The organism is Aliiroseovarius conchicola (assembly GCF_041403445.1).
In the GTDB taxonomy this organism is placed as follows: domain Bacteria; phylum Pseudomonadota; class Alphaproteobacteria; order Rhodobacterales; family Rhodobacteraceae; genus Aliiroseovarius; species Aliiroseovarius conchicola.
In genome coordinates, this window is record NZ_JBGEHL010000004.1 from 119,613 (window position 1) to 144,041 (window position 24,429).

A 24,429-nucleotide genomic window follows, 5' to 3' on the forward strand; every position below is an offset into this window, starting at 1 on the left:
GCAAGGTAGAACTATGACCAACGAAAATCACAAAGAATACGGCCCACTGCTCGCTGAAGTTGACGGCGTCAGATACTACAAGAATTATGTGGTGGGCGCGCAGTTTGGTGTTGAGGCACGGGTCGCATATATCCAGTTTGGCGCCGAATATGACTATGATACGGGTGAGTGGAGTTCCACAAATTCGCTAGGTGGTTCCGCTGGGCCGCTCATTGTTTCTGCAACAGATGATGGAGTGGCAATTGGTGCAGGCGCTTCAGCTGGGCTTGCTTCGGTTGCTCTGGTTCGAGGTCCAGATGGCACACATAAGCTTATTGGATCTTTGGGGGTCGATAATGCACTGTTGGGATTGAATGTTTACCTTGCGGTCGACGACAGAGAATCTGGCTCAAGTCTGTATACTTACAACACTGTTTCAATTGCAGAAGATGGGACTATTACTGAGACTAAGTTTGTACACAATAATAGCGGTGAATTTGTTGGTGTGACGGCGTTGGTCACCACGATTATCCCAGATGGGACGACAGAGATACAGCGTGTGGAAGTGCCGTCGGAATATGCTTTGAAGATGCAGCTAGGTACTGCTCCACGAATGTGGGAATCCAGCCAGTGCTTTCCCTCCGGTACAATGATTGCGATGGCAGACGGCTCATCGAAAGCGATCGAGTTTATCGAACCAGAAGATTTAGTTCTGTCATTTGAGCCAAAGACTCTCAGCAAAACTCCTCAACGCGTTACCCAGCTGTTTCGAGGTGAAACAACCGACTGGGTTGAGTTGAACTATGAAGTCAATGGCGTGTCAAAATCATTGACGACCACACCCGGTCATCCCTTCCTCAAGTCGGATGGTGGCTTCGCACCTATTGCGGATTTGATTGACGCTTCCGGTCACGCCGACTTGGTGTTGGAAAACGGTGTTCAAGTTACTGCTCAAGCACATTCTGTTGATTTTTCCCCCGAAACGGCCGGGAATTATGGGCGGGTCGGGACGCAAACCGCGTTAAGCGGTGCGGTTATGGCCTTTGCACCAACCAATGCATGGACCACCTACAACTTTGAAGTCGAAGGCACGCACACCTACATCGCCGAGGGGGTATGCGTCCATAACAGATGCCAGCAGGAAACGGTATCAGAACGCCATTATGACGCACTGGTAGAGGCTGGTATCATCGATGATTATGGTCTGACCGCCGTTCGAACGTCGGACGGAAAATATGTACTTGTGTATCCTGATGGAACAATCGCCGATCCAGACAAGTTCGGCCCAGATGTCCCTATATCCCATGTCATCGAAGTTGTAGGCGACTACATTAATCATGTCGGGCATGCCGTTGAAAGCGTTGTTTCCGATACGGGTCAGTATATTGGCGACGCGCTACCTGGCTTGCTGAGCAGTCTTGTTGCTGGGCAGAGCCTCGATGATGCGGCAGAAGCGGCAGGCGCGGCAATCCTAGCGCATATGGGTGTAGATACCATTGCAAGGATATTTGGACTGGAGAACTTCCCGACCGACCGGGCCGGGAAGCCACTACCGCCAGAAGGGTTCTTTACATCTGAAATCGGAGCTGCGCTCAAGGGAGCGCTGATACAGGCAGCGACCATTCAAATTCTCACGGGCGACTTTTCCAGCGAGGATTTCGAGCAACTGGCGCAGAACCACTCGGTTAGGTTTGTTGTTAACCAGTTTTTGGAAACTCAGTCTTGGGCCGTTGGAAATGGCGTGACGGAAGAGTTTCTGGATTGGTTTGATGAGGGTGGTGCTGTCGGAGGGGCGGAGCTCTCGGAATTTGGGCAGGCCGCTGCGACATTCGCAATCGACTTCATAACGTCTCTACTCAGTGGAGAGGATATTGGCGAAGCGCTGGAGGGTGCGGCCGTAGCGGCTGCAACGCAGTACATTGCAAATTCGTTGGCCACAGCTCTCGTTGGAAATGTCAGCGGATTCTCGGTGTTGGGTATTGCCATAAATCCAGTTGCGATTGTCGCTGCCGTGCTAACAACGCTGTTTGGCAAGCTCTTTGCACCACCTCCCCCGCTGTTTAAAGTTGAAGAGAATGAGGATGGAACAGAAACGGTCTACATCACTGAGTTTTCTGGCGGCTACACCTACACAGCTCGCGCAGGCCAAGATGACACTCTGATTGGCTCGAGCGGCCACGATGCACTTATCGGTTCTTCCGGTGACAATGAGCTTCACGGACAGAAAGGTGACGATCGCTTGGAAGGTCGCGCAGGCGACGATCTGTTGACCGGCGGTAAGGGGCAGGACGCACTTTATGGCGGATCAGGGAACGATCAGGTCATTGGCGGCCAAGGCACCGATATTGTCGATGGCGGCGCTGGCAATGATGTTGTGATTGGAGGAGATGGCGATGACGTCCTCTTTGGCGACAGCATTGCTGATCAGGCAGATGCAGATCATACCCAGCGAGGGACGGTCTCGAAGTTGGGCGAAATTGGCGACACCAGTGACGACGGAGTTGGCGACGAAGGCTCCGACAGCGAAGTCGAGGACAATTCACCCTCTGACCCTGACGCGACAAACAATGATGTCTTGCTGGCAGGCGCTGGAAACGACAAAGCCTTTGCGGGTAGAGGCGATGACTATGTGAGCGGAAGCTTTGGCGATGACATTCTTATGGGCCAGGCTGGTGATGATGTCGTCATGGGAGGCGAGCATAACGACTATATCGACGGTGGCGTCGGAGATGACGTCGTTGATGGAGAAGCGGGTTCGGACAAGATCCTTGGTGGCGCCGGGAACGATGTAATCCACGGCGACAAAATGGTTGTACTGAAGGATACGGTGGTTACAGCTGCCATCCGAGAATGGCTTGAAAAACTGGGAACGGGACAGATCTCTCCCAATCACAGCTATGAGTTCAGTGTCGACGAGGAAGTCTCGTTGTTAGGCTCGCATTTGGCCAACGGTTCGTTCGACCCAGGTCGAGTTGGCCCTCTGGACACGCTGAGCAGCGCATTCACAACGACCGTTACGACGACCGAAACGCGCAACGTTGATCTGAGAGACACGTTGGGCATTTCCAGCGTCTATCGGGGTATTGCCAGTTTGACCGCCGCGCCTTTTACAGGCGCATTTACCCTTGGCGATGTACTTTTGACCAAGGTGTCTACCGTTGAGAATTCCCTCATTAGCGGCTTGGACGGCGATACGGGCTTTGTTTTTGATGCGTTCATGGACTGGCTCGCGACAGCCGATCCGGCATTGAAGCTGGAGATTGAAGGCGGGAATTTCGACTATCTTTCGTCCGATTATGTCGTGCCCGTTGATGATCCGAACACCGAAGAGAATGAAGCCGAAGCCGCTCCTGGGCAACTCTTGTACACATTGACTGGTGGAGATGACGTCATCAATAGCGGTTCGGGAGATGATCTCGCCTATGGGGGATTTGGCAACGATACGCTGCATGGCGGTGACGGTGACGATGTTCTCTATGGCGATGGTCTGGCATCTGGTGTGGACGACGAAGGTAAACCGATCATTGAGAATGTCGGCGCTGGAGATGACAAGCTCTTTGGTGGTGATGGCAATGATCAGATCACAGCGGGCAACGGCGACAATATCGTTGAAGGCGGCGATGGCGATGACCGCATTTTCGCCGGTAATGGAGTTGACAATATCAAGGGCGGTGCCGGTGCAGACATCATATCTTCCGGTGGCGGTAACGATGTTATCTATGCGGGCGATTCTGGTGTGCCGGAAGGCGATGAACTGGCGACTGATTTTGGGGTGCAAGACATTGTAAACGCTGGAGCCGGGGACGACATCGTCTATGGCGAGGGCGGTTCGGATTACCTGAGCGGTGGCGAAGGTAATGATGCCCTTCACGGTGGTGATGGTGACGATACACTTGCCGGAGATGAGGGTGACGACGAATTGCACGCCGGTGTTGGCGACGACGTCCTAAACGGTGGCGACGGTAACGATATTCTATACGGTGAAGACGGCAACGACGTTCTGAACGGCGGTGCGGGTAACGATGACATTGACGGCGGTATCGGTGATGATCTCGTACAAGCAGGGCTGGGAAATGACAGCGTCGATGGTGGTGCCGGGAACGATACGATCCTAGGCGAGATTGGCAACGACACTTTGACTGGTGGCGCTGGTGATGATGTTCTGTCTGGGGGTTCTGACAACGATGACCTAGCAGGTGGCGAAGGCGCAGATACCCTTCACGGTGGTTCAGGTGATGACCAAGCCTCAGGTGGCTTGGGCGACGACACGCTTGAGGGTGGTTCCGGGTCCGATACACTGAATGGCGATGACGGTGATGACCTCATCTATGGCGACGAGAAAGACGGCTCTGGTAACGGGGACGACCTGATTAATGCAGGGGTTGGTAACGATACGGTCCACGCGGGCGCTGGAGACGATACCGTCGAAGGCGGTGATGGTGACGACACGCTGAATGGTGAGGCCGGGAATGATCGTTTGGAAGGTGGCGAAGGCAATGATGACCTGCAAGGGGGGGCTGGACAGGATGTGTTGATCGCGGGCAATGGCGATGATGTTCTCGACGGTGGAGCAGACGATGATACGTTGGTCTCTGGGCGCGGCACTCAAATCCTGAATGGTGGTATCGGTAACGATCTGTACAAAGTTGATTTGGCTGGTCTACGCGGCACACTTGATGACACAAGCGGCCTAGATAAGATCGAACTAAGCAGCGAATTCGAGCCGAAGGATATTCTGCTAGAGAAAGATGGCGATGACCTTTTGCTACGCTCGCGCGCAAACCCGGAAGACCATATTCGGGTTGTCGACCAGTTTGCAGGGTCACCCAGAATCGAGGCCGTATCTTTCGCCTCGCATGAGTTCACACTTGATCTGACCAATGTTGTGATCGGTACAGATGGCGATGATTCAATTACGGGTACCGAGAACAACGATATCGTTCTAGCCATGGCCGGCGACGACGTCGTGATCGGCGCCGAAGGCGACGATTTTCTTGATGGGGGACCGGGCAAAGACGTTCTGTTTGGCAACGAAGGTGCAGACCTGATCCACGGGTCTTCTGAAGATGACTTGTTGAATGGCGGGGCTGGCGACGATCTCATCGACGATGGCATTGGCAATGACATGCTCATCGGTGGGCACGGAAATGATACATTTGCTTTGACGCAAAATGCCGGTGATCACGATACTGTCGCCGATTTCGAGCTAGGGTATGACACTATCGATTTGAAAACCTTTGGAGATCATTTCGTCAGCCTCAAGCAAATACAGTATTTTGGTGCCGATTTGGTATTTGATGGTACGGACTCGACACTGACCTTTGCCAACGGTCAATCCGTTAGTATTGAGGACGTCAATTACACCTCGCTTTCTGAAAGCGACTTCGGTTTTGATCTGCGTGAAATATCAGACTTAACCGGTACTGAGTTGAACGAAATCATAACTGGTGGCGGAGAAGCAGACATCATCGATGGTGGGGGTGGTTTTGACATCCTGACCGGCGGCGGTGGTGCTGATACATTCGTGATTGATCAGTTTTCTGGCGACATCAACCAAATCACTGATTTTGATGTCGCCCAGGACGTTGTTGACCTTTCTGGGTTTGCTGACAATGTTTCGGTTCACCAATTTGAAGTCGTGCAGCGCGGCACCGACGTCACGATCTCATTTGGCGGTGATCAACATCTAATTCTTGAGAATGTTCAGAAGGCTGATCTAACACTGGATAACTTCAAGTTTGATCTGTTTGAGGATCAAACGAATGTGGATCGGTTTGGTGGAGAAGTCCTGCATGACTTCGCAGGGGGTACCGTGATCGAGGAAGACTCAGTGGTTTTGGGATCTGACGCAGGTGAAACGGCAGATGATCTTGAAAGCCAAATCGTTGAAGGGGTTGGGTCCGCTGGTGCTGGGAATGCCGATGTCACTTATGGAACAGATCAGATTGGTGCCGGTACCATTGCCAGCAACGCTGGTTTACATCCTGGCTTCCACAAAACGTTTGAAAACAACGCCTACTACAAGACCAACTTCTTTGGTCTGATCAAAGGGGATCTCCAAAAACCCGCTGAGTTCTCTGCAACGTATTCAAGACGTTACGCTGATGGCCGTAAGGATGGTGAGACAAATTGGGTTACGGAGTTTTACCAAGGTGCCGGCGACGACAAAATGTATGGAGCATATTGGGGGGAGACCATTAAATCGTTTGGTGGGGACGACGCCATTTATGCTCTCGGCGGACACGATACTGTTTATGCGGGCACCGGCAATGATCACGTCACGGGCGGCGATGGCAACGATAGGTTATTTGGTGGAAGCGGCGATGACGCTCTACATGGACAAAATGGGAATGACACGCTCTATGGCGAAACCGGTAATGATAAGCTTTGGGGCGGCACCGGCAGCGACGATCTGCGCGGCGGAGACCACAATGACCGATTGTGGGGCGGCGATGGCAACGACAAGCTGTATGGGCAGTCCGGTAGGGATTACTTGTATGGAGGTGGTGGCGCAGACCTGCTCAGCGGGGGAACCGGTAATGACACTCTCTACGGTGGTACAGGCAATGATACTCTAGCGGGTAACGATGGCTACGACCTGCTTTGGGGAGAAAGTGGTGATGACCATCTCAACGGTGGAAACGGCGATGACTTTATTGTCGGGGGAGATGGAAAAGATCTTTTAATTGGCTCAACCGGTAATGATACCCTGCATGGTGGGACCGGCAACGATGACGTGTATGGGAATGAAGGGAGAGATGATCTAAGAGGCGGCGCTGGCGATGACTATTTGTTTGCGGGTAGCGGCATGGATTTTGTTCATGGAGAGGCGGGTGACGACAACATCAGAGGTGGAACAGACGATGACGTCCTCTATGGCGGTGAAGGAATGGACTTTCTTAGAGGAGAATCCGGCAATGACACGGTTTCTGGGGATGAGGGGAATGACCGGGTGCTTGGCGGTGATGGGAATGACCTGTTGTTCGGCGGCGTCGGGGACGACATCCTAAGCGGTGATTCCGGCGCGGATACGCTCCTTGGCGGCGACGGAAACGATATTGCCTCTGGCGGCGTTGGTAACGATCGGATTTCTGGCGATCAAGGCAACGACCAAATTAATGGCGGCGAGGGCGCTGATCATCTCCTCGGTGGCGACGGCAGCGACGTTATCCAAGGTGAAAACGGGTCCGATTTCCTGCATGGCGGAGCGGGCGATGACTATCTTGATGGTGGCGCTGGTGACGACGTGATCGTCGGCGGGACAGGTCGCAACTTTATCCATGGTGGAGCTGGGGCTGATGTTGTGGTCGGAGGTGGCGACAACGATCTGATCTACGGCGGTTCAGGCAGCGATCTGATCGGCGGTTTTGCTGGCAGCGACTATATTGATGGTGGAACCAATGGCGACATCATTGATGGTGGCGATGGTCATGATCATCTGCTTGGAGGTCAGGGTGAAGATGAGCTTTATGGCGGAGCGGGTGACGACCTGATTGAAGGCGGCACCGAGAACGATCAGCTCTATGGCGGCACCGGCAAAGACCTTCTGAAAGGTGGGGATGGCGATGATTTGCTTTCCGGTGGCGATCAGAACGATGTGCTGGAAGGTGGCGAAGGTCGTGACACACTTTCCGGAGGTGCCAATGCGGACCGACTGTTTGGTGGTGCGGGTGATGATATCGTTGTTGGCGGCGAAGGTGCTGACCTTCTTTATGGCGGCACAGGTGCGGACACGTTCAACTATGATGCCGTTTCCGAAAGCACTGCTTCATCGATCGACGTCATCGCAGATTTTGACAGGAATGAAGACAACATTGATCTGTCAGATTTCGACATCGTGTTTGATGATCTGGAAATCGCTGTTGTTAATGGAGAGACCGAAGTCTCGGTCGAAGGGACAGAGTTTAAGCTCCGTATCTTGGGCGACGATCACGACCTAACTGCCACCCAATTCCAGCTCTAGTGAGTATTAGGAATGGCGTTTGAACAAAATGATCCTGTGAAGGCGGCACTCAAGGAGTGTCGCCCGCTCTTCATTGGTGCATTGGTATTCAGTCTTGTGATCAACCTCCTGAGCCTGGCTGTGCCGATTTACTCGATGCAGGTGTTGGATCGTGTCCTGTCTAGCGGATCAAAAAACACGCTGATAATGTTGACGATCATTGTGGTCGCATCAGTGGTGTTCTCTGGTCTGATCACTGGATTGCGCTCAGTTGTGTTCACCCAAATCTCTCGGTGGTTGGATGACAAGCTTTCGACCGAAATCGTTCACAAGATGATTGCCTTGTCACTGCGCCGACCGAATATCGGTACCCAGCCCATGCGTGATCTGGGTACCGTGCGCAATTTCATCGCTTCGCCAACTATGGGCAGTATGTTGGATGCTCCTTGGGCGATAATATTCTTTGTAGTTCTATATTTGATCAACACGACCATTGGCGTTGTCGTGACGATCTCGGCAATCGTTCTTCTTGGCCTGGCGATCTTGGCGCAACGCGCACCATCAAGACTTCTGGCATCCTCTGGGGATGCACAGGTTAAGTCCATGCAGGCTCTTGAATCCGTCGTTCGAAACGCCGAGGTGGTCCGAGCAATGGGTATGACGGCCTCAGCTACCAGGGTTTGGCGAGAGCAGAATGATGGAACACTGGACGCTGGATACCGTGCAGGCAATATCGGGACGATCATTACAAACTCGACCAAAACGTTCCGAATGGGTCTGCAAATCCTGATCACGGGGCTTGGTGCCTGGTTGGTCATCAACGGCAAGATGTCGATGGGAGCTATCATTGCCGTCAATATGCTGACCGGCAAGGCGCTTGCGCCCTTTGATGCTTCGGTTTCCATTTATCAGGGCTGGACAAACATCAAGAAGGCGCACAAGCGCCTGTCTGCTGTGTTTGAATTCGAAGATCAATCGGGACCCAGACTGGAACTTCCCGAACCCAAAGGGGCGATATCACTAAGGAATGCAGCCTATCAGGACATGGGATCAAAACGATGGTTGCTCAGGGGGATTTCTCTTGAGTTTCCAGCCGGCAGTTTGGTTGGGGTTATTGGCCCTAGCGGTAGTGGCAAGACGACACTTGCTCGACTTCTGGTGGGCGTGAGGCGGCCGACTTCTGGTACGGCAGCACTGGATGGAGCTTCACTGGATCAATGGCGTCCCGATCAATTGGCAACAGCGATTGGATATCTTCCGCAAGATATCGAACTCTTCTCAGGCACCGTGGCTGAGAATATAGCGCGCATGGATGTAGAGGCTGAAGATGCAGCTATAGTTGATGCTGCAAAATCGGCAGAAGTCCATGAGTTCATCTTGGGGCTACCTGACGGTTATCAAACTGATATTGGTGCGAATGGGGCTGCGCTGTCCGGAGGGCAACGGCAACGGATCGCGCTGGCACGTTGTTTTTACGGCAACCCGAAAGTTCTTGTCTTGGATGAGCCCAACTCCAACCTCGACACAGAGGGTGAGCAAGCACTTGTGCAGTCTTTAATGAATGCAAAGTCGCGTGGCATCACAACCGTCATCGTGGCGCACAGACCTGCACTTCTGCACCACGTAGACAGAATCGTTGTGCTAAAAGCGGGCGAAGTTGCGCTGGAAGGTCCGGCAAAAGGGGTGTTGGAAAAACTGGCCGGGAACAATCAATCTGTTCAGCCTTTGAAAATCGATAGGGCAGGTTGATGAGCTTGGCGGCACCGAATACACCACAGTCACGCTGGCGCGTGTTTGCGTATGACCGTGCTCATGCAGGCCGCGGGCCTATGTTTGTGGGATTGACCATATTGATCCCGTTGCTGCTTGGATTCGGTACTTGGGCCGCAATAGCACCGCTCAACTCGGCTGCCATCGCGCCCGGTGAAATCGTATTGAGTTCGGATCGGAAAACCATTCAGCACCTTGAGGGAGGGTTGGTGTCTGGAATCTTTGTCCAAGAGGGGGATGCGGTTACCAGCAATGACCCCCTGCTTATTGTGCAGGACTTGATTGAACAATCTCAGAAAGAGGCATTCACTGTCCAGTTGGTCAACACAAACGCGCAGATTGCACGGTTGATCGCTGAACGTGACGTTCTTGCCGAGCCAAACTTCTCGGATGTGACACGTGGGCTGGATGCAAATCCGGAAACAGTTGAGCGTTTCAAATCAACCCATCTCGGCGTTTTCCGTAATTTGACGGGTTCGGCCTCATCCGCGCGCGACCTGGCCAGCTCTCGCAAGGTTCAAATTCGGCGCGAGATCGAGGGTCTGAATGCACAGCTTTCCGCCAAGAGGCGCGAGGTGGAACTGGTCTCGCATGAGCTGGACGCCAAGAGAAAACTGCTAGAACAGGGCCTTGTGACCGAGGCTGAAATGAATGCTCTGGCTCGCAACGAGATTGCCCTGGAAGGTGAAATTGGGGCGCTGATCGCGTCCATTGCGAAATCAGAGCAATCGATCCTTGATCAGGATGTCGAAATTCTTCGTATGCAAAACGAACGTGCATCCGTGATGTTGGGTGAGTTGCAGGAAGCACAGGTCGCGGCGGAAAATATCCGGCAAGAATTGCGCACCCTGCAAGACCGCCAGAATAGGGCTGTCATTCGTGCACCCGTCTCTGGCGTTGTGCTGGGCATGCAGGTCCATACAATTGGGGCCGTCGTGTCCCCTGGTGTGCCGCTCATGGACATTGTTCAGGACGAAGATGATTTGATCGTCCAGACACGGGTGAAGCCAACGGATGTTGATCTGGTGTCCGCAGGCATGTCAGCGCAGGTGCAGCTGTCCGCATTCAAAGCAAAAAAGGTCGACAAGCTGGATGCGATTGTAGAAACCATCTCGGGAGATATCATCACCGATGAAGCGTCAGGAGAGCGATATTTCCTTGCCCGACTGCGCGTGAAAGAAGAGGCCTTGGCGACACTTCCAGCAGATGTCACGCTTTCTCCAGGTATGCCTGCTGATGTGTTTTTAATTGCCGGGGAACGGACCATGGCAGACTATCTTCTGTCGCCAATATTTGATGCCGTTGACCGCGCGTTTAAGGAAGATTGATGACCAGTAAATTGCAAACACTCCTGAGCCATGATGGCTTACTGCACAAAATGCCGCCCGAAAAACTCGCGCAGCTGAAGGGCGAGGTTTTGGACCTGTTTCTGGTCTCTGACAGGTATCGAGAAGCGACGATCGGTGAACTTGTCGCAACCGTTCTACCGCCCGTCCACTTCAACCAGTTTCGCATCTATAGGACCGAGCAGCGCCCCATCGGCTGGGTCAGTTGGGCCTATATGTCAGACGAGGATGCACGCGGCTATATGGCCGGGGATTTTGACTTCAAGATATCGACCTGGAATAGCGGCGAACATCTTTGGTTCATCGACTTCATTGCGCCATATGGCCATGCCCTGAAAATCGCTGAAGATCTAAAAAAGAATGTGTTCCCCAACCAAGTCGGGTTCGCGCCAGATCTGGAAGCGAAAGATGGATCAAAGCGCATTCGCAAGTTCTTTGGAGCGAAAGTCAAGGGGATCGATATGAGCGAAGAAAATGAAAGCTTTTTGAAGGGAGTGAGCGGGTGAGGAATACGAACTGTGACACTTTGTGATCGAAGTATTATAACGAATGGTAAGGCCTGCCCTATTGTCGTTCCAAGTCTGGCTCGGAGCGCCTTTCTGTGTCCCTATTGGCGAAGAACCCAAAGTTGAGCGTCTGCGAATAAGAAGAGAGACAAGTAATAGATGATGATCATGATTGATATCGAAAAGACCGTTGACCGTATTATCTTCAGATCGGAAGAATTGAGTAAGCACATGACGTTTATTAGAGTATTTCTCTGCGTGACAACTATGCTCTTAGTTTTCTTAATCGGGATGGCTGTAGCAAGTAGATTGAATTCCGGCTTGGTCACCTTAGTTTTTTACCTAATTTGGTCGTTTGCTGCTTTTCTGATTGGTAAAGTCAGCATGGCACGCCTCAACAAAATATAGGGAGTTTGTCTAATGGGTGTTTTAGTATCCGGAGGGCAGTCTGAAACCTTCACACTCGATGATCAGGGAAGTCTTACCTCAGATATTAATGTGAACATAGGTTTGCCTGCTGTCATAAACGAACTCGCGATAAATGGTCTGACCATGTCGGAGTTGCATAGCAGCCTCGGCGGTGGATTTGCATATGGTAGTGGTCCAATAGGAATTGAAGGAGCGGCGACATATGCTCCCGGATCAGATGAGCTTTCCATAAACTTAAACGTAGCTTATAGCTTTTTAGGCGGTGAAATCTCCGCCAAAGGCACTTACAATCCAGACACGGGGTACATTCACGTAAGCGAGTTTGAAGGGTTTGCAGGTGCTAATGCCATTTTGGGAAAGCAAGGCGAACTATTAGGAATAACCATTGGGCAGGTGGGTTCCATTCAAGCTGGGATTTTCTTTGAATCTGCGTCGAATGGAGAGGTTTCATCATTCCTAGGTGCAAGAGTTAGTTTTTCTCAAGGCCTCATATTGGGAAGTGTGGAGGGGGTTTCAACCTGGAGTGCCACCGAAGTCATCAATAGCCTTTCAGATTTATCCGTATCGGCAGCCGTTGAAGTTTTCAATGCTCTTTACCCAGAAGACTCTAATGCCCTGCTACGCGCCAGCGCTTTGGAAACATTTTTAGAACGCTCTGGATTCGACCAATGCTTCCTCGCGGGCACCCTAATCACAATGGCCGACGGTTCCCAAAAGCCCATCGAGCAGATCAGAGCCGATGATTGGGTGCTGTCGCTTGATGAAACGACCGGCGATTTGGTCCCCGGTCGGGTCAAACGCACGTTCAAGAACGAAGCCAAGATCATCCTGGATTTCCACGGAACATTTGTAACTCCCGGCCACGTGTATTACCGCCCCGACAGCAAGCGTGCGACCAAGTTTGAGCCTCTGATCGACATTCTGCGCGATGACGGCATCATCCAGCACCAGAACGGCACACAGATCCGCGCCACGACAGGTTGTGAAGTCGGCTCGGCAGATGACGAAGAATTCTGGGCCTTCCTGATTGAAGAGGTCGACGGTAAGGAACGCGTTCGGGACAAGAAAAAACTCCGCCTTGGCACGCGGTGGATGCTGCCCAATGGCCAGCACTTCTCCATGCGTGAATACATGGACAGCATCGGGTGCGAGTTGGTCAAAGATGGTCCCAAAGCGGGCTATGTCCACCTGAAGAAGCACGATCTTATCACGCTGTTCGCCTGGGTTCTGTCAGATAAGCTTCCCAACCCTGAAGACTTCGTTCTGGCGCGCTCACAAACAACGCTTGAGGACATATATCGTGCAGGTGAATGGGAAAGTCAGCGCCCTGCCATGCCGGCACCTTTGGTGGTGGATGGCGGACCGGTTCAACCGTTTTCGGGCGACAGGTTCGAGGCAATGCCACGCAATGAACCGATGGCAATGCAAGGCGACGCGCCATCAAGTGTGATTGCAACAGACCAGAAGCCGGCTTTGAACCGTCAGCAAAGAAAGGCCATGCAGTCCATGCAGCGTAAAAAGGGCAAAGCGCAGCGAAGAACACTGCACTAATCAACGCGCTCCCAGTGTGACACCTGACGATCGGCCCCTGCGGAATACATGATGGGGCCGATCAAACGGTTACTTTGGGGCGCATCGAGTATTTCCACTTCAATCAAAGAAACGAAAACCAATGTTGAAACATACGATCCTCCTGACCTGCGCCGCGCTCAGCCTTGCGGGGTGCAATACCTGGACAACATCAAATGTCCGTCAAGATCCGCCACAAACTCGATCCGCTCCCATCTCAGCGGACCAAGTTCAAGTTACATCTGGCGATCTAGCTGGCCGCTCTTACCAGAAATTAAGCGATTTGAAGGTCACCGTTAACAAAACAACTGCCTTCCACCCGAACCCGACACCAGAGGCGGTCATTGCGAAACTCAAGGAAGAAGCAGCAGCAATCGGTGCAAACGCCGTCATCAATGCAAAAGTCAGCGAGGTTCAGATTGGTGCCCTCAGTTGGGGTGTCCGGACTGGCACCGGTGTAGCGGTCATGTTGGAAGACTAAGCCAATATAACGGCAATGAAGTTCTCTAGGGTGGGGAACTCTCTGAGTGATTACGACGGCGCCAAATTTTTCGAGAACGTTAATCGCAGATATGAACGAGGTATTATCACAAGGAGGTTGGATTGCTGGATTCGAAGTCTCAACGACGGCTTTGCGGGACATCAGACGTGGTGCAACAAGTGACATGCTGCAGGCGCGAGCGTTTTCTGCATCAGCGATAGCGGCGCGAACAAAAGGCGGGTTTGTCCCGCATCTTACCAGTTCGTACACAGCGCAGCTAACGGAAGGTTTGAGTCAGAAATGCTTGACGTTTGGGCTAATATTGGATGACGTGGCTCGTTGATAGGATTCAGAATAACGGATGGATCGAGTCAAAGGTGCGCGACGTTCCACATCTCATGATGAGGGGGGCGAAAGGCCGCCTCATTTTCTTTCCTAAAGTATCCTGGGGGTGAGAGCCGCAGGCTCTCGGGGGCAACGCCCCCTATTGGTCATTCGCCGCTTGCGTCTCGATCTCGGTCGCGCGTTTCTCGACAAGCTCGACGATATGGTCGACCATCTTCTCGTTGTCGAGCTTGTGATCCTGCTTACCAGCCACATAGACCATCCCAGAGCCAGCACCGCCACCAGTGAACCCCACATCTGTCATCAAAGCCTCACCTGGGCCGTTCACAACGCAGCCGATGATGGAAAGGCTCATGGGTGTGTGGATATGTGCCAGACGCTCTTCCAGCGTGGCCACGGTCTTGATCACGTCGAAACCTTGTCGTGCGCAGGACGGGCAGGAAATGATGTTGACCCCCCGGTGGCGCAAGCCAAGTGACTTCAGGATTTCAAAACCCACTTTGACTTCTTCAACTGGGTCCGCCGACAGGCTGACGCGGATCGTATCGCCGATCCCGGCCCACAGCAGATTGCCCAGCCCAACGGCGCTTTTGATGGTGCCCGACACAAATCCGCCTGCTTCGGTGATACCAAGATGTATTGGGGCGTCAGTGGCGTCCGCAATCCCGTGATACGCGGCAGCCGATAGAAACACGTCAGAGGCTTTCACACTGATCTTGTAGTTCTGAAAATCATTGTCTTCGAGGATACGGATATGCTCCAACCCACTTTCCACCATCGCTTCGGGGCAAGGTTCCCCATATTTTTCAAGCAGATGGCGTTCAAGTGATCCGGCGTTCACACCGATACGGATTGAGCAGCCGTGATCCTTGGCTGCGTTGATAACCTCGCGTACGCGGCTCTCATCACCGATATTGCCCGGATTGATACGTAGGCAGGCTGCCCCCGCTTCGGCGGCCTCGATCGCGCGTTTATAGTGAAAGTGGATGTCTGCAACGATGGGCACCGGGCTTTCGGCGGTGATCTCTTTCAACGCGGCGGTGGACCCAACATCCGGGCAAGAGATGCGAACAATATCTGCCCCCGCCTCGGCCGCTGCCATCACCTGCGCCAGCGTTGCCTTGACGTCCGAGCTGTCGGTGTTGGTCATCGTTTGGACTGCGATCGGAGCATCCCCACCCACAGGTACATTGCCCACCATGATCTGGCGGGATTTGCGGCGCTCAATGTCTCGCCAAGGACGGATCGGATTGTGGGACATGGGTCAGCCTCTTGCCGGAGTTTTCAAGGCAAGAGATAGCCTGCCCAAGAGATGGCGACAAGCGAATGTCGTGTTCCTAATGCAAAGGAGGAGGCGTTACTGGGCCACATTCAGCTCGGCCACGTAGGTGGCGAGGTCAGCATCACTTTCCAGATCGGCCAAAGCGAAGCTTTCGGTCAAGGCATCCGGCGACAAGGTCACGTTTTTAACGACTGATGCCCCTTCGCCAGTGGGGCCATAAGCGGTGCCGTTGACGGCAAAGTAAACCGATCCAGCATTGCCGGTCCGCATGACGGGCGCCTGCTCGGTCTTCGGCAAGACATAATGCTCACCGGAATCGAGGATCTTTTCAAAAATCACAGTACCATCGGCTGATTTGATCCGAATCCATGAAGGCCGAACCGCAAAAACAGCAACTTCGGCAGCTTCGGCCCCAAGCACCTGAACCGCACCGGGGATCGCGTCGGGCGCTGTTCCCTCGGTCGTCGAGGCGCCACGTCCCGCTGCCGCAAGTTGAAGAGCCTCGGTATTGATTGCGCCGGGTGTCGCAAGGGAACCAGGTGCAACACCAGGAACGGGCGACGCTGCTTGCGCCAGAATCCCAACGCTTGAAGGATCAAGGGTCGAAATCGGCGCATCCCGGTGGGTCAATACCGGCACATCCAGCGCTTGCGGACGATAGAGACGATCCAGTGCCTCGGCTGAGGGCGGGCGTTGCAAACCAGCGCCTGCTTGCGCAACAATATCGGTCCCGCCAACGCCTTCAAGTCCGGATGGACCCGTTCCAATGTCTGGCAGTTCCGCCAAGACACCGGGGGTTTGTTCCACCGGAGCGAAATCAACCCGTTGAATTTCTTGCAGGACAGACCAACCGCCAAAACCCAGTGCACCGATCAACGCTGTCAGAACCGCGATTGATCCGATTGCCCCTGGCTCGATCCCGGCGAATACGCTTTCGGTTTGCGGTACCCAATTGGCGTTGGGATTGGCCAGAGGGTCCCCGCTGTGATCAGCACGCCTTGTCACCTTAGCCGGTTTTTCCGACAGGCTTGATGCGCCGGGTGCCAAACCATGCGCCGTTGTAAAGCCGCTTTCGGCACAGAACTGTCCGTAGGCCCACTCGGGATCCATACCAAGATAACGTGCGTAAGAGCGGACATAGCCAGCAATGAACCCCTGCGTATCAAACGCATCGGCATCCGCATTTTCAATGGCTGCGATATAAGGGGCTTTGATCTTGAGTTCGCGTTGGACATCAAGAAGCGATTTGCCGAGCGTCGCGCGTTCCCCGCGCATAACGTCCCCCAGTCGAAGATCATACGAGTCAAAGCCGGATGGCTTCTCGTCTTCCTCGACCCGAGACGTGGTCCAACGCCCGATCATACTACTGCTCCTAGTGCCTCACATGTCCCGAATGAAGCCAACGATTCGTCGTCATTGCCTTCCCTACACGGAACCTAACACATTCCTGTGAAATGTGCAGTCCGCGATTTATGTTAGGCAGAAAGCTCGGCGCGATTTAGCTCACAATGGGACCAAAGTTTGTCAAGCGCGCTGACAAGCGCATCCATTTCCTTGGGGCCATGTACCGGAGACGGCGTGAACCGCAGCCGTTCAGTGCCGCGCGGGACAGTCGGGAAGTTGATTGGCTGGACATAAATACCGAATGTTTCCAATAACATATCGGAAAGCTGCTTGGTATGAACCGGATCACCAACAATCACTGGAACAATATGCGACCCGTGGTCGATGATCGGCAATCCCAAAGCCTTCAGGCGGGTCTTTAGGATGCTCGCCTGCGTCTGATGGGCGTCGCGCAACCCTTGATCCGTCTTCAAATGCTTGACCGACGCTGCTGCTCCGGCCGCCACAGCGGGCGGCAGAGAGGTGGTGAAGATAAAGCCCGGCGCATATGACCGGATCGCGTCGCACATTTTGGCTGACGCCGCGATATAGCCACCCATGACGCCATAAGCCTTGGCTAAGGTGCCATTAATAATGTCGATACGATGCGCAAGGCCGTCACGTTCTGACACCCCTGCCCCACGCGGGCCATACATGCCGACCGCATGTACTTCGTCGATATACGTCAGCGCACCGAACTCATCGGCAAGGTCGCAAATCGCTTCAATGGGTCCGAAATCTCCGTCCATCGAATAGACGCTTTCGAATGCGATGAGTTTGGGCGCGGCCGGGTCGTCGGCTTCTAGCAGTTCACGAAGGTGATCCAGATCATTGTGCCGGAAAATCCGTTTGGCCCCACCGTTGCGGCGTACACCTTCAATCATCGACGCATGGTTCAGCGCATCTGAATAGATGATCAGTCCCGGAAAAAGCTTTGGCAATGTCGACAGGGTCGCATCATTGGCGATGTAGGCAGATGTAAAGATCAGCGCGTCTTCTTTCTGGTGAAGATCCGCGATCTCGGCCTCTAACCGTTTGTGGTACACGGTCGTACCCGAAATGTTGCGTGTGCCCCCCGACCCGGCGCCTGTTGCCTCGATTGCCTCGTGCATGGCGTCACGCACAGCAGAGTGCTGGCCCATGCCAAGATAATCGTTGCCGCACCAAACAGTGACGGGCATTTCGGTTCCATCTGGTTTGTTCCAGGTGGCATGTGGGAATTGGCCCTGACGACGCTCAATCTCGATAAACGTGCGATAGCGGCCTTCATCGTGCAAGCGCTCAAGCGCTGCATCGAGTTGGTTGCTGTAGTCCAATGTAACCTCCGACGGCGGTCTGATCCTGTTCGTTCCCACGATGTACAGGGTATCACCATTTCAACATATTCAAAAAGGAATATATTGCCCTGTGCGTCGCTTATTGACGTGTTAACGGTTTCGGGCAGGGTTTGACATTGATCCATCTCAAACGAAACCTTTTTTGCTTCATCCGCGACACTACGCCCAAACGGTGGTTGGCCGACCTCGGGCTGGACAGTGCCGTAGGGGCTGATAGGGTCAGGCAAAATTTCCCCGAATGAGGAGCCTACCCATGTCGCTCACCCCTGTATTGGACCGTATCGACGCGGACCTGCCGGACGCGATTGATCGCCTGTTGGAGCTGTTGCGCATCCCTTCTGTGTCAACCGACCCAGCTTATGCCGACGACTGTCAAGCCGCTGCCGATTGGCTGGTTGAAGACCTGAAAACGATTGGATTTCAAGCGGATAAACGCCCGACCCCAGGCCACCCGATGGTTGTAGCCCACGCCGACGGGCCCGCTGATACGCCGCATCTTATGTTTTACGGGCACTACGACGTGCAACCCGTCGACCCGCTTGATCTTTGGGACACGCCGCCGTTTGAACCGGCATTAGAGAACACCCCAGCGGGCAAAGTGATCCGCGGGCGTGGGTCATCGGACGACAAAGGGCAGCTGATGACATTTGTCGAGGCTTGCCGGGCTTGGATCGCCGTTCACGGCAGCCTGCCTGCCCGCATTTCTCTCTTCTTTGAAGGTGAGGAGGAATCAGGCTCCCCGTCCCTGATCCCATTCATGGAAGCGAACAAAGACGAGCTGACCACGGACGTCGCCCTCATTTGCGACACCGGACTATTCGAATCAAAGACCCCCGCCATCATCACGCAACTGCGCGGCATGTCGTGCGAGGATTTCACCATCACCGGCCCTGACCGTGACCTGCATTCCGGCATGTATGGCGGCGTCGCGATGAACCCAATCCGGGTGCTGACGCGCATTTTGGCCGATCTGCACGACGACACGGGCCGCATCACCCTGCCCGGCTTCTATGACGGCGTGGAAGAGCTGTCGGATGAGATGCGCGCGCAGTGGCAAGGGCTTGGCTTCGATCACGCAACCTTCCTGGGTGACGTCGGCCTGAAACACCCGGCGGGCGAGCAGGATCGCATGCCGATCGAGATGATCTGGTCGCGCCCAACCTGCGACGTGAACGGCATCTGGGGCGGCTACACAGGCGATGGTTTCAAAACCGTGCTTCCCAGCCAAGCCTCGGCCAAGATCAGCTTCCGGCTGGTCAGCAAACAAGACCCCGAGGCGGTCCGCAGAAGCTTCCGCACCTATCTGGAAGACAACCTGCCGGAAGGCTTCACCGTCGAATACCGGACCGAGAAAGGCTCGCCAGCGGCGCAAGTCTCGACCGACAACCCTTTGTTCGAACAGGCCCGCAAAGCGCTTGGCGACGAATGGGGCATCCCGGCAGCCTTCGCCGGATGCGGCGGTTCAATCCCAATCGCGGGCTATTTCAAAGACATCCTTGGCGTTGACGCGATGCTAATCGGGTTCGGCAAGGATGACGACAATATCCACAGCCCGAACGAGAAATACGATCTTGAGAGCTTTCATAAAGGCATCCGCAGCTGGGCGCGTATTTTGGCTGAACTGTCATAAGAAACTGGGGCGGCTACTTAAGTGTACTCGCCCCAGAAGCATTGAGTTGATCGATCCAGTTTATGAACGACGTGGCGTTTGTTTGGCTAGGTGGCGACTGGGTCTAGGCTGTTTCCTGTTCTTCAGAGATCACACCGATTGCATGGCCTGCAAGGCTTCGACCCGCCTCTTGCATAGTAAGCAATGTCTGGTCGGCCCCTGCTTCTGCAATCGCTTCTGCTTGTTCAACATAAAGAGTGTGGCTCACAATCGGGCCATTGAAACCTTTCTTTCGTAACATCCTCGCAGCGATCACCTTGGCCTCTAGGTCATCCATCGCAAGAATGGCCGCCTTAACCTGGTCCAGTGATACCGCTGACCAAAAGCTGCTGTCCTCGGCATCGGCGAAGATGACATTGCGACCAACCTCTATGTGTCGTTCCATTGCATAGGCGTCCGCATCCAGCCCCACGGGCTTATAGCCGTTTTGTTCCACTTCAAGATATGCCGCCGTACCCGTACGCCCCATCCCAAAGATGATGACATCCGCGTCCCCAAGATTCTTCGGCTGTTCGTCCGGATGGCGCGTCTTCCGCTCAAAGCGCGTCAATTGGGTCTCAAATCTTTCAAAAAGCGGATGCGCCATTCTGTTCAAAGGGGCCGCGACAACAAATGACACCGATACGGCGATTGCCAAGGGCACAAGGAACGATTCCGCCGCAGGAATGCCCGCAGCTACAATAAGGCCAAACTCGCTATAGGCGGTCAACGACAAGGCAGTTAGGAACGATGTGCGCGCGCGCAGTTTGAAGGCGAGAAGCAGAAAGAAGAACATAATGCCTTTCAGCGGCAACAGCAGGCCCAGCATGACCGCGAACCAAACAGCCCCCCAATCGGGCATACCCGACATGCCAATCGACAGGAAAAAGCCGACCAAGAATACTTCTTTCAGTGCCCAAAGGGATTTAGACAGCTCGCTCGCCTTTGTATGACCGGACAACAGCAGACCCATCACAAGGGCGCCAATCTCGCCTTTCAATCCGATCAGTTCGAACCCGACGCCGCCGACCACAAGGCTTAAGAGCATTCCGCAAAGCACCAGAACCTCGTCATGCCCAGCGAGATCAAGAACCTTGTAAAGCAATGGCCGCAGCAATGGCGTTGCAAAAATCAAAAGCGCCCACGGCCCCGGCACTTTGCCCGAGAATATCGCCAGCACAACAAGCGCGATGATGTCCTGAATAATCAGAATACCGATCGCGGCGCGCCCGTGGAAATTTCCCATCTCTCGCTTTGATTCAAGAATCTTCGCCGCCAAAACCGTCGAGGAAAACCCAAGCGCGATCGCCAAAACAAGCGCTGTCATCCAAGTGTCGGTGAATAAAAAGCGCATGATCGGGGTGAAGACGATTATTGAGCCAAGAAAATGGAGCAACGATCCACCAAGGACATGCAGCTCTCCGATCTGTTTGAGCTTGAGCTTCAGGCCGACAGTAAACAGCAATAGAAGCACACCAAGATGGGCAAGATGTTCAAGAATGGGGCCGGTTTCAAGCGGAAGCCCAAAGCTTGGCCCGATGGCATTGATGGTAAAGCCAGCGACAAGGAATCCAACCAGTGGAGGCAGCGCAATCTGGCGCGCCAAAAGACCCAACACAAAGGCGGTTGTGATCGCAAAAACTTCAAACGCCATGTCCCTGATCCTTTTTACACAACTCAGCGAAGTTCCATTTCCGCTTTGAAAATCAATAAAACGAAAACAAGGATAAGATAGCAACGATAACCCGACCGAAGCCACCCATCGCGCCGTCGTGGTGATGAATTTCGCCTCAGACTGGCAGGCGCACGAATAGAGGAACGGCGCAAATTTGAACCGTTTCACAGCACAGATCGATCGTTGCACATTGCTGGGATTGATCAGGGAAGAAATGGCGCGGTTGACGGGGCTCGAACCCGCGACCCCCGGCGTGACAGGCCGGTACTCTAACCAACTGAGCTACAACCGCGCGTGGCGGCGTGAATAGCGGGCGCTCTGGGGGGCGTCAATGGAAAAACACAGCCGCCATCGGAATTTGGGATGCATAAGATGACACTTCTGATCGATGGGATTTTTGCAGGCTCAACACCAGACCCAAAGCCCGCCAGTAACGAAAAAACCCCGCCAAAGGCGGGGCTTCTTTCGGGCAGTGGTGGCGCGGTTGACGGGGCTCGAACCCGCGACCCCCGGCGTGACAGGCCGGTACTCTAACCAACTGAGCTACAACCGCTCACTGCCAGCCTTTCGGCTTGTTCGGGCGTTCTAGGCTGCACGTCCGGGGCCGTCAAGCGGCCATTGCAGATTTTGTAGATTATTTTTCGATCGTTTGATGTCCCTGCGTCGGGGACAGGTGAAAGATGATCCCCTGCCCGCCCGGAAGATCCAACATTTCATGCTCGTTCAGCCCCATCCACCGTGCCCGTAGCACACGCGACAGGATGCCGTGCGTGAAGACAACAGTCGGCCCGGTTAGGTCCTGCAAAAAACTGTCAGCACGGGCCTGCAGGTCATGCAGCCCCTCACCGCCGGGCGACGAAAAATGCCATTCGATCGGGTTTTGCTCGGCATAGGTCGCTTGATCCGGCCAACCGGCGTCGACCTCGGCTTGTGTAAGCCCCTCCCACGCGCCAAACGATATCTCGCGAAGCCGGGCATCCTGGGTTACGGACCAGCCTAGGGGCTCCAGCGCCAGGTTCGCCGTACGCAATGCCCGCCCTTGCGGCGAACTATACGCCACCAAATCGGTGCGCGGCCCGAACGTCCGCACCAGCATTTGCCCCATATCATGGGCCTGCTGCACCCCTTTTTCAGTGAGAGGCGAATCCAACCGCCCTTGATGGCGGCGGGCGACATTCCATTCGGTCTGACCATGTCGAATGACGAAAAGCTCTGGATAGGAATTGGTCATCGTGCGCCCTCAAGTGTAAGAACGCCAAGCTAACGCAAATCCCGCGCCAGACAATCAAAGAATGCGAAAGAGGGATGGTGGGTCGTGAGAGGCTCGAACTCCCGACATCTTCGGTGTAAACGAAGCGCTCTACCAACTGAGCTAACGACCCGATGGGCAGCTAATAGCCTTCCCAATCCGGGGATTGCAAGAGGGGTTTTGCCAAAGATTGAAAAATTTTTTCGCAGGATCTTCATCGACCTGTTTCAAAGCCGGATAGGAGGCCCACACCGGGCAGACAGCAAACGGTTGGTGTTGAAGTTTAACCGCCCAGGCGTATGGTATGGCGGAAACGCTCATATCCCGGGACCCCAATCATGTCGGCTTCTGTTGTACCCAAGGGCGTCGCCCATGTAGATATCGACGCACCCGACGCGCCGGAGCCCATCGTTTTTGTGCTGGTTCCCAACCTGTCAATGTTGGCCTTCACATCCGCCATCGAGCCATTGCGCATTGCAAACCAACTGACGGGGCAAAGCCTGTATCGTTGGATGACCATGTCGGAAGATGGCGACAATGTGAGGTGTTCGAACGGTATCGAGATTGGGATCGACTGCCCGCTGGACGACACGCCTGCCAATTGCCGCATTTTTATCTGTTCAGGTGTGCAGCCCGAATTGCCTGTCAGCACCAAGATCGCAGATTGGACCCGCAAGCAGTGGCGTCTGGGGCGTACCGTAGGCGCACTTTGCACGGGCGCTTATACGCTCGTGCGGGCTGGGATACTGGAGGGTCATAAATTCACCCTGCACTGGGAGAATATTGCCCCGTTCCGCGAGCATTACCCGGACCTGACGCCGGTTGAACAGCTCTACACAATGGACAAACGAATACTCACCTGCGGGGGTGGATCAGCGGCAACCGACCTGTTTTTCAAGCTGATCTATGACACTCATGGCCCGGTTCTGGCGCAAGCGGTGTTGAACATGTGCCTTCACACCGTGCAGCGATCCGAAACCGACCGGCAACAAAGCTCGACGTCGGCCTCTCTCGGGGTGCGCAATGACAAACTGGTGCGGATCATCGCCCATTTCGAGGCGCATCTCGAAGATTCGATCAACCTAGATGAGATCACCGAAAAGCTTGGTATGTCGCGCCGCCAAATGGAGCGCCTGTTTCGTCAATATCTCAGCACAACGCCGAAGAAGTATCTGCAAAACATGCGCTTACAACGCGCGCGAATCTTGTTGGCGGAAACGGATATGGCGGTGGTTGATGTGGCGACAGCCTGCGGATTTGATTCTGGCGCCTATTTCTCAAAGTGCTTTCGTGAAGCCTTTGGCATGTCGCCCCATAAGTTCTCAACTGGGCAAGGTTAACAGTCTTACCTAGCACCGGCACTTACGGCTCGTCGCAAACTCGCTGTCTCGACTTTGGTGAGGCGCGAAGGCGATTATCAGACATTTCAGTGACCACTGATAGGCTGAAGTGGCACACTCCAACCGTGGCACGCCTGACATTGCGACA

13 protein-coding genes, 3 tRNA genes and 1 pseudogene are annotated in these 24,429 nt (G+C 54.1%); 8 read left to right on the forward strand and 9 right to left on the reverse strand.

The genetic code is table 11. From position 1 onward, the window contains the following. Nucleotides 1-13 precede the first annotated feature (13 nt). From V6N04_RS08730 to V6N04_RS08755, 6 genes are all read left to right on the forward strand, one after another. Entirely contained in the window at nucleotides 14-7,942 is a 7,929-nt protein-coding gene (locus V6N04_RS08730; RefSeq protein ID WP_371169765.1) for a M10 family metallopeptidase C-terminal domain-containing protein, read from the forward strand. 12 nt (nucleotides 7,943-7,954) lie between these two features. Further along, on the forward strand, nucleotides 7,955-9,670 hold the full coding sequence (locus V6N04_RS08735; protein ID WP_371169766.1) for a type I secretion system permease/ATPase: 1,716 nt from the start codon (nucleotides 7,955-7,957) through the stop codon (nucleotides 9,668-9,670). Beyond that, nucleotides 9,670-11,019, forward strand: coding sequence for an HlyD family type I secretion periplasmic adaptor subunit (locus V6N04_RS08740; protein ID WP_371169767.1), 1,350 nt, complete (start codon nucleotides 9,670-9,672; stop codon nucleotides 11,017-11,019). Before V6N04_RS08735 ends, V6N04_RS08740 begins: the two co-directional genes overlap by 1 nt. After that, on the forward strand, nucleotides 11,019-11,543 hold the full coding sequence (locus tag V6N04_RS08745; protein ID WP_371169768.1) for a toxin-activating lysine-acyltransferase: 525 nt from the start codon (nucleotides 11,019-11,021) through the stop codon (nucleotides 11,541-11,543). Before V6N04_RS08740 ends, V6N04_RS08745 begins: the two co-directional genes overlap by 1 nt. A gap of 420 nt (nucleotides 11,544-11,963) precedes the next feature. Continuing rightward, a complete protein-coding gene (locus V6N04_RS08750; RefSeq protein WP_371169769.1) occupies nucleotides 11,964-13,523 on the forward strand; it encodes a Hint domain-containing protein in 1,560 nt (519 codons plus the stop codon). Nucleotides 13,524-13,644: 121 nt separating this feature from the next. Next, complete coding sequence (locus tag V6N04_RS08755) at nucleotides 13,645-14,022, forward strand: hypothetical protein (RefSeq protein ID WP_371169770.1); 378 nt, start codon at nucleotides 13,645-13,647, stop codon at nucleotides 14,020-14,022. Nucleotides 14,023-14,506: 484 nt separating this feature from the next. On the opposite strand, the gene ispG is transcribed toward V6N04_RS08755, so the two are convergent. The 4 genes and pseudogenes from ispG to hemA all read right to left on the reverse strand — a co-directional run bounded on the left by ispG (nucleotide 14,507) and on the right by hemA (nucleotide 18,348). Further along, entirely contained in the window at nucleotides 14,507-15,628 is a 1,122-nt protein-coding gene (ispG, locus tag V6N04_RS08760) for a flavodoxin-dependent (E)-4-hydroxy-3-methylbut-2-enyl-diphosphate synthase (RefSeq protein WP_371169771.1), read from the reverse strand. Nucleotides 15,629-15,724: 96 nt separating this feature from the next. After that, nucleotides 15,725-16,759, reverse strand: a complete 1,035-nt coding sequence (locus tag V6N04_RS08765; protein WP_371169994.1) for a DUF4115 domain-containing protein — start codon at nucleotides 16,757-16,759, stop codon at nucleotides 15,725-15,727. Continuing rightward, a pseudogene (locus tag V6N04_RS08770) lies at nucleotides 16,760-17,011 on the reverse strand (helix-turn-helix domain-containing protein); the annotation flags it as partial. A 113-nt stretch (nucleotides 17,012-17,124) separates the two neighbouring features. After that, nucleotides 17,125-18,348 (reverse strand): 5-aminolevulinate synthase, encoded by a 1,224-nt coding sequence (gene hemA, locus V6N04_RS08775; protein ID WP_371169772.1) that lies wholly within the window; start codon nucleotides 18,346-18,348, stop codon nucleotides 17,125-17,127. 274 nt (nucleotides 18,349-18,622) lie between these two features. Between hemA and V6N04_RS08780 the strand changes: the two genes are divergently transcribed. Continuing rightward, nucleotides 18,623-19,999 carry a M20/M25/M40 family metallo-hydrolase gene (locus V6N04_RS08780; protein WP_371169773.1) on the forward strand — a complete coding sequence of 459 codons (1,377 nt, stop codon included), beginning with the start codon at nucleotides 18,623-18,625 and terminating at the stop codon, nucleotides 19,997-19,999. Between the two features lie 103 nt (nucleotides 20,000-20,102). On the opposite strand, the gene V6N04_RS08785 is transcribed toward V6N04_RS08780, so the two are convergent. The 5 genes from V6N04_RS08785 to V6N04_RS08805 form a co-directional block, all read right to left on the reverse strand. Further along, nucleotides 20,103-21,671, reverse strand: a complete 1,569-nt coding sequence (locus tag V6N04_RS08785) for a cation:proton antiporter domain-containing protein (protein WP_371169774.1) — start codon at nucleotides 21,669-21,671, stop codon at nucleotides 20,103-20,105. Between the two features lie 236 nt (nucleotides 21,672-21,907). Beyond that, nucleotides 21,908-21,984: transfer RNA gene (locus V6N04_RS08790), tRNA-Asp, on the reverse strand. 184 nt (nucleotides 21,985-22,168) lie between these two features. Next, nucleotides 22,169-22,245 (reverse strand) — tRNA-Asp (locus tag V6N04_RS08795). An 81-nt stretch (nucleotides 22,246-22,326) separates the two neighbouring features. Continuing rightward, a complete protein-coding gene (locus V6N04_RS08800) occupies nucleotides 22,327-22,923 on the reverse strand; it encodes a histidine phosphatase family protein (protein ID WP_371169775.1) in 597 nt (198 codons plus the stop codon). Nucleotides 22,924-22,998: 75 nt separating this feature from the next. Further along, nucleotides 22,999-23,074 (reverse strand) — tRNA-Val (locus tag V6N04_RS08805). Between the two features lie 205 nt (nucleotides 23,075-23,279). Between V6N04_RS08805 and V6N04_RS08810 the strand changes: the two genes are divergently transcribed. Then, entirely contained in the window at nucleotides 23,280-24,281 is a 1,002-nt protein-coding gene (locus V6N04_RS08810) for a GlxA family transcriptional regulator (protein ID WP_371169776.1), read from the forward strand. Nucleotides 24,282-24,429: the final 148 nt, after the last annotated feature.

Bases quoted from the DNA above. Each gene is read 5' to 3' on its own strand.
- V6N04_RS08730 (WP_371169765.1), top strand. From the start codon at position 14: ATGACCAACGAAAATCACAAAGAATACGGCCCACTGCTCGCTGAAGTT.
- V6N04_RS08735 (WP_371169766.1), top strand. From the start codon at position 7,955: ATGGCGTTTGAACAAAATGATCCTGTGAAGGCGGCACTCAAGGAGTGT.
- V6N04_RS08740 (WP_371169767.1), top strand. From the start codon at position 9,670: ATGAGCTTGGCGGCACCGAATACACCACAGTCACGCTGGCGCGTGTTT.
- V6N04_RS08745 (WP_371169768.1), top strand. From the start codon at position 11,019: ATGACCAGTAAATTGCAAACACTCCTGAGCCATGATGGCTTACTGCAC.
- V6N04_RS08750 (WP_371169769.1), top strand. From the start codon at position 11,964: ATGGGTGTTTTAGTATCCGGAGGGCAGTCTGAAACCTTCACACTCGAT.
- V6N04_RS08755 (WP_371169770.1), top strand. From the start codon at position 13,645: ATGTTGAAACATACGATCCTCCTGACCTGCGCCGCGCTCAGCCTTGCG.
- ispG (WP_371169771.1), bottom strand. From the start codon at position 15,628: ATGTCCCACAATCCGATCCGTCCTTGGCGAGACATTGAGCGCCGCAAA.
- V6N04_RS08765 (WP_371169994.1), bottom strand. From the start codon at position 16,759: ATGGATCCCGAGTGGGCCTACGGACAGTTCTGTGCCGAAAGCGGCTTT.
- V6N04_RS08780 (WP_371169773.1), top strand. From the start codon at position 18,623: ATGTCGCTCACCCCTGTATTGGACCGTATCGACGCGGACCTGCCGGAC.
- V6N04_RS08785 (WP_371169774.1), bottom strand. From the start codon at position 21,671: ATGGCGTTTGAAGTTTTTGCGATCACAACCGCCTTTGTGTTGGGTCTT.
- V6N04_RS08800 (WP_371169775.1), bottom strand. From the start codon at position 22,923: ATGACCAATTCCTATCCAGAGCTTTTCGTCATTCGACATGGTCAGACC.
- V6N04_RS08810 (WP_371169776.1), top strand. From the start codon at position 23,280: ATGTCGGCTTCTGTTGTACCCAAGGGCGTCGCCCATGTAGATATCGAC.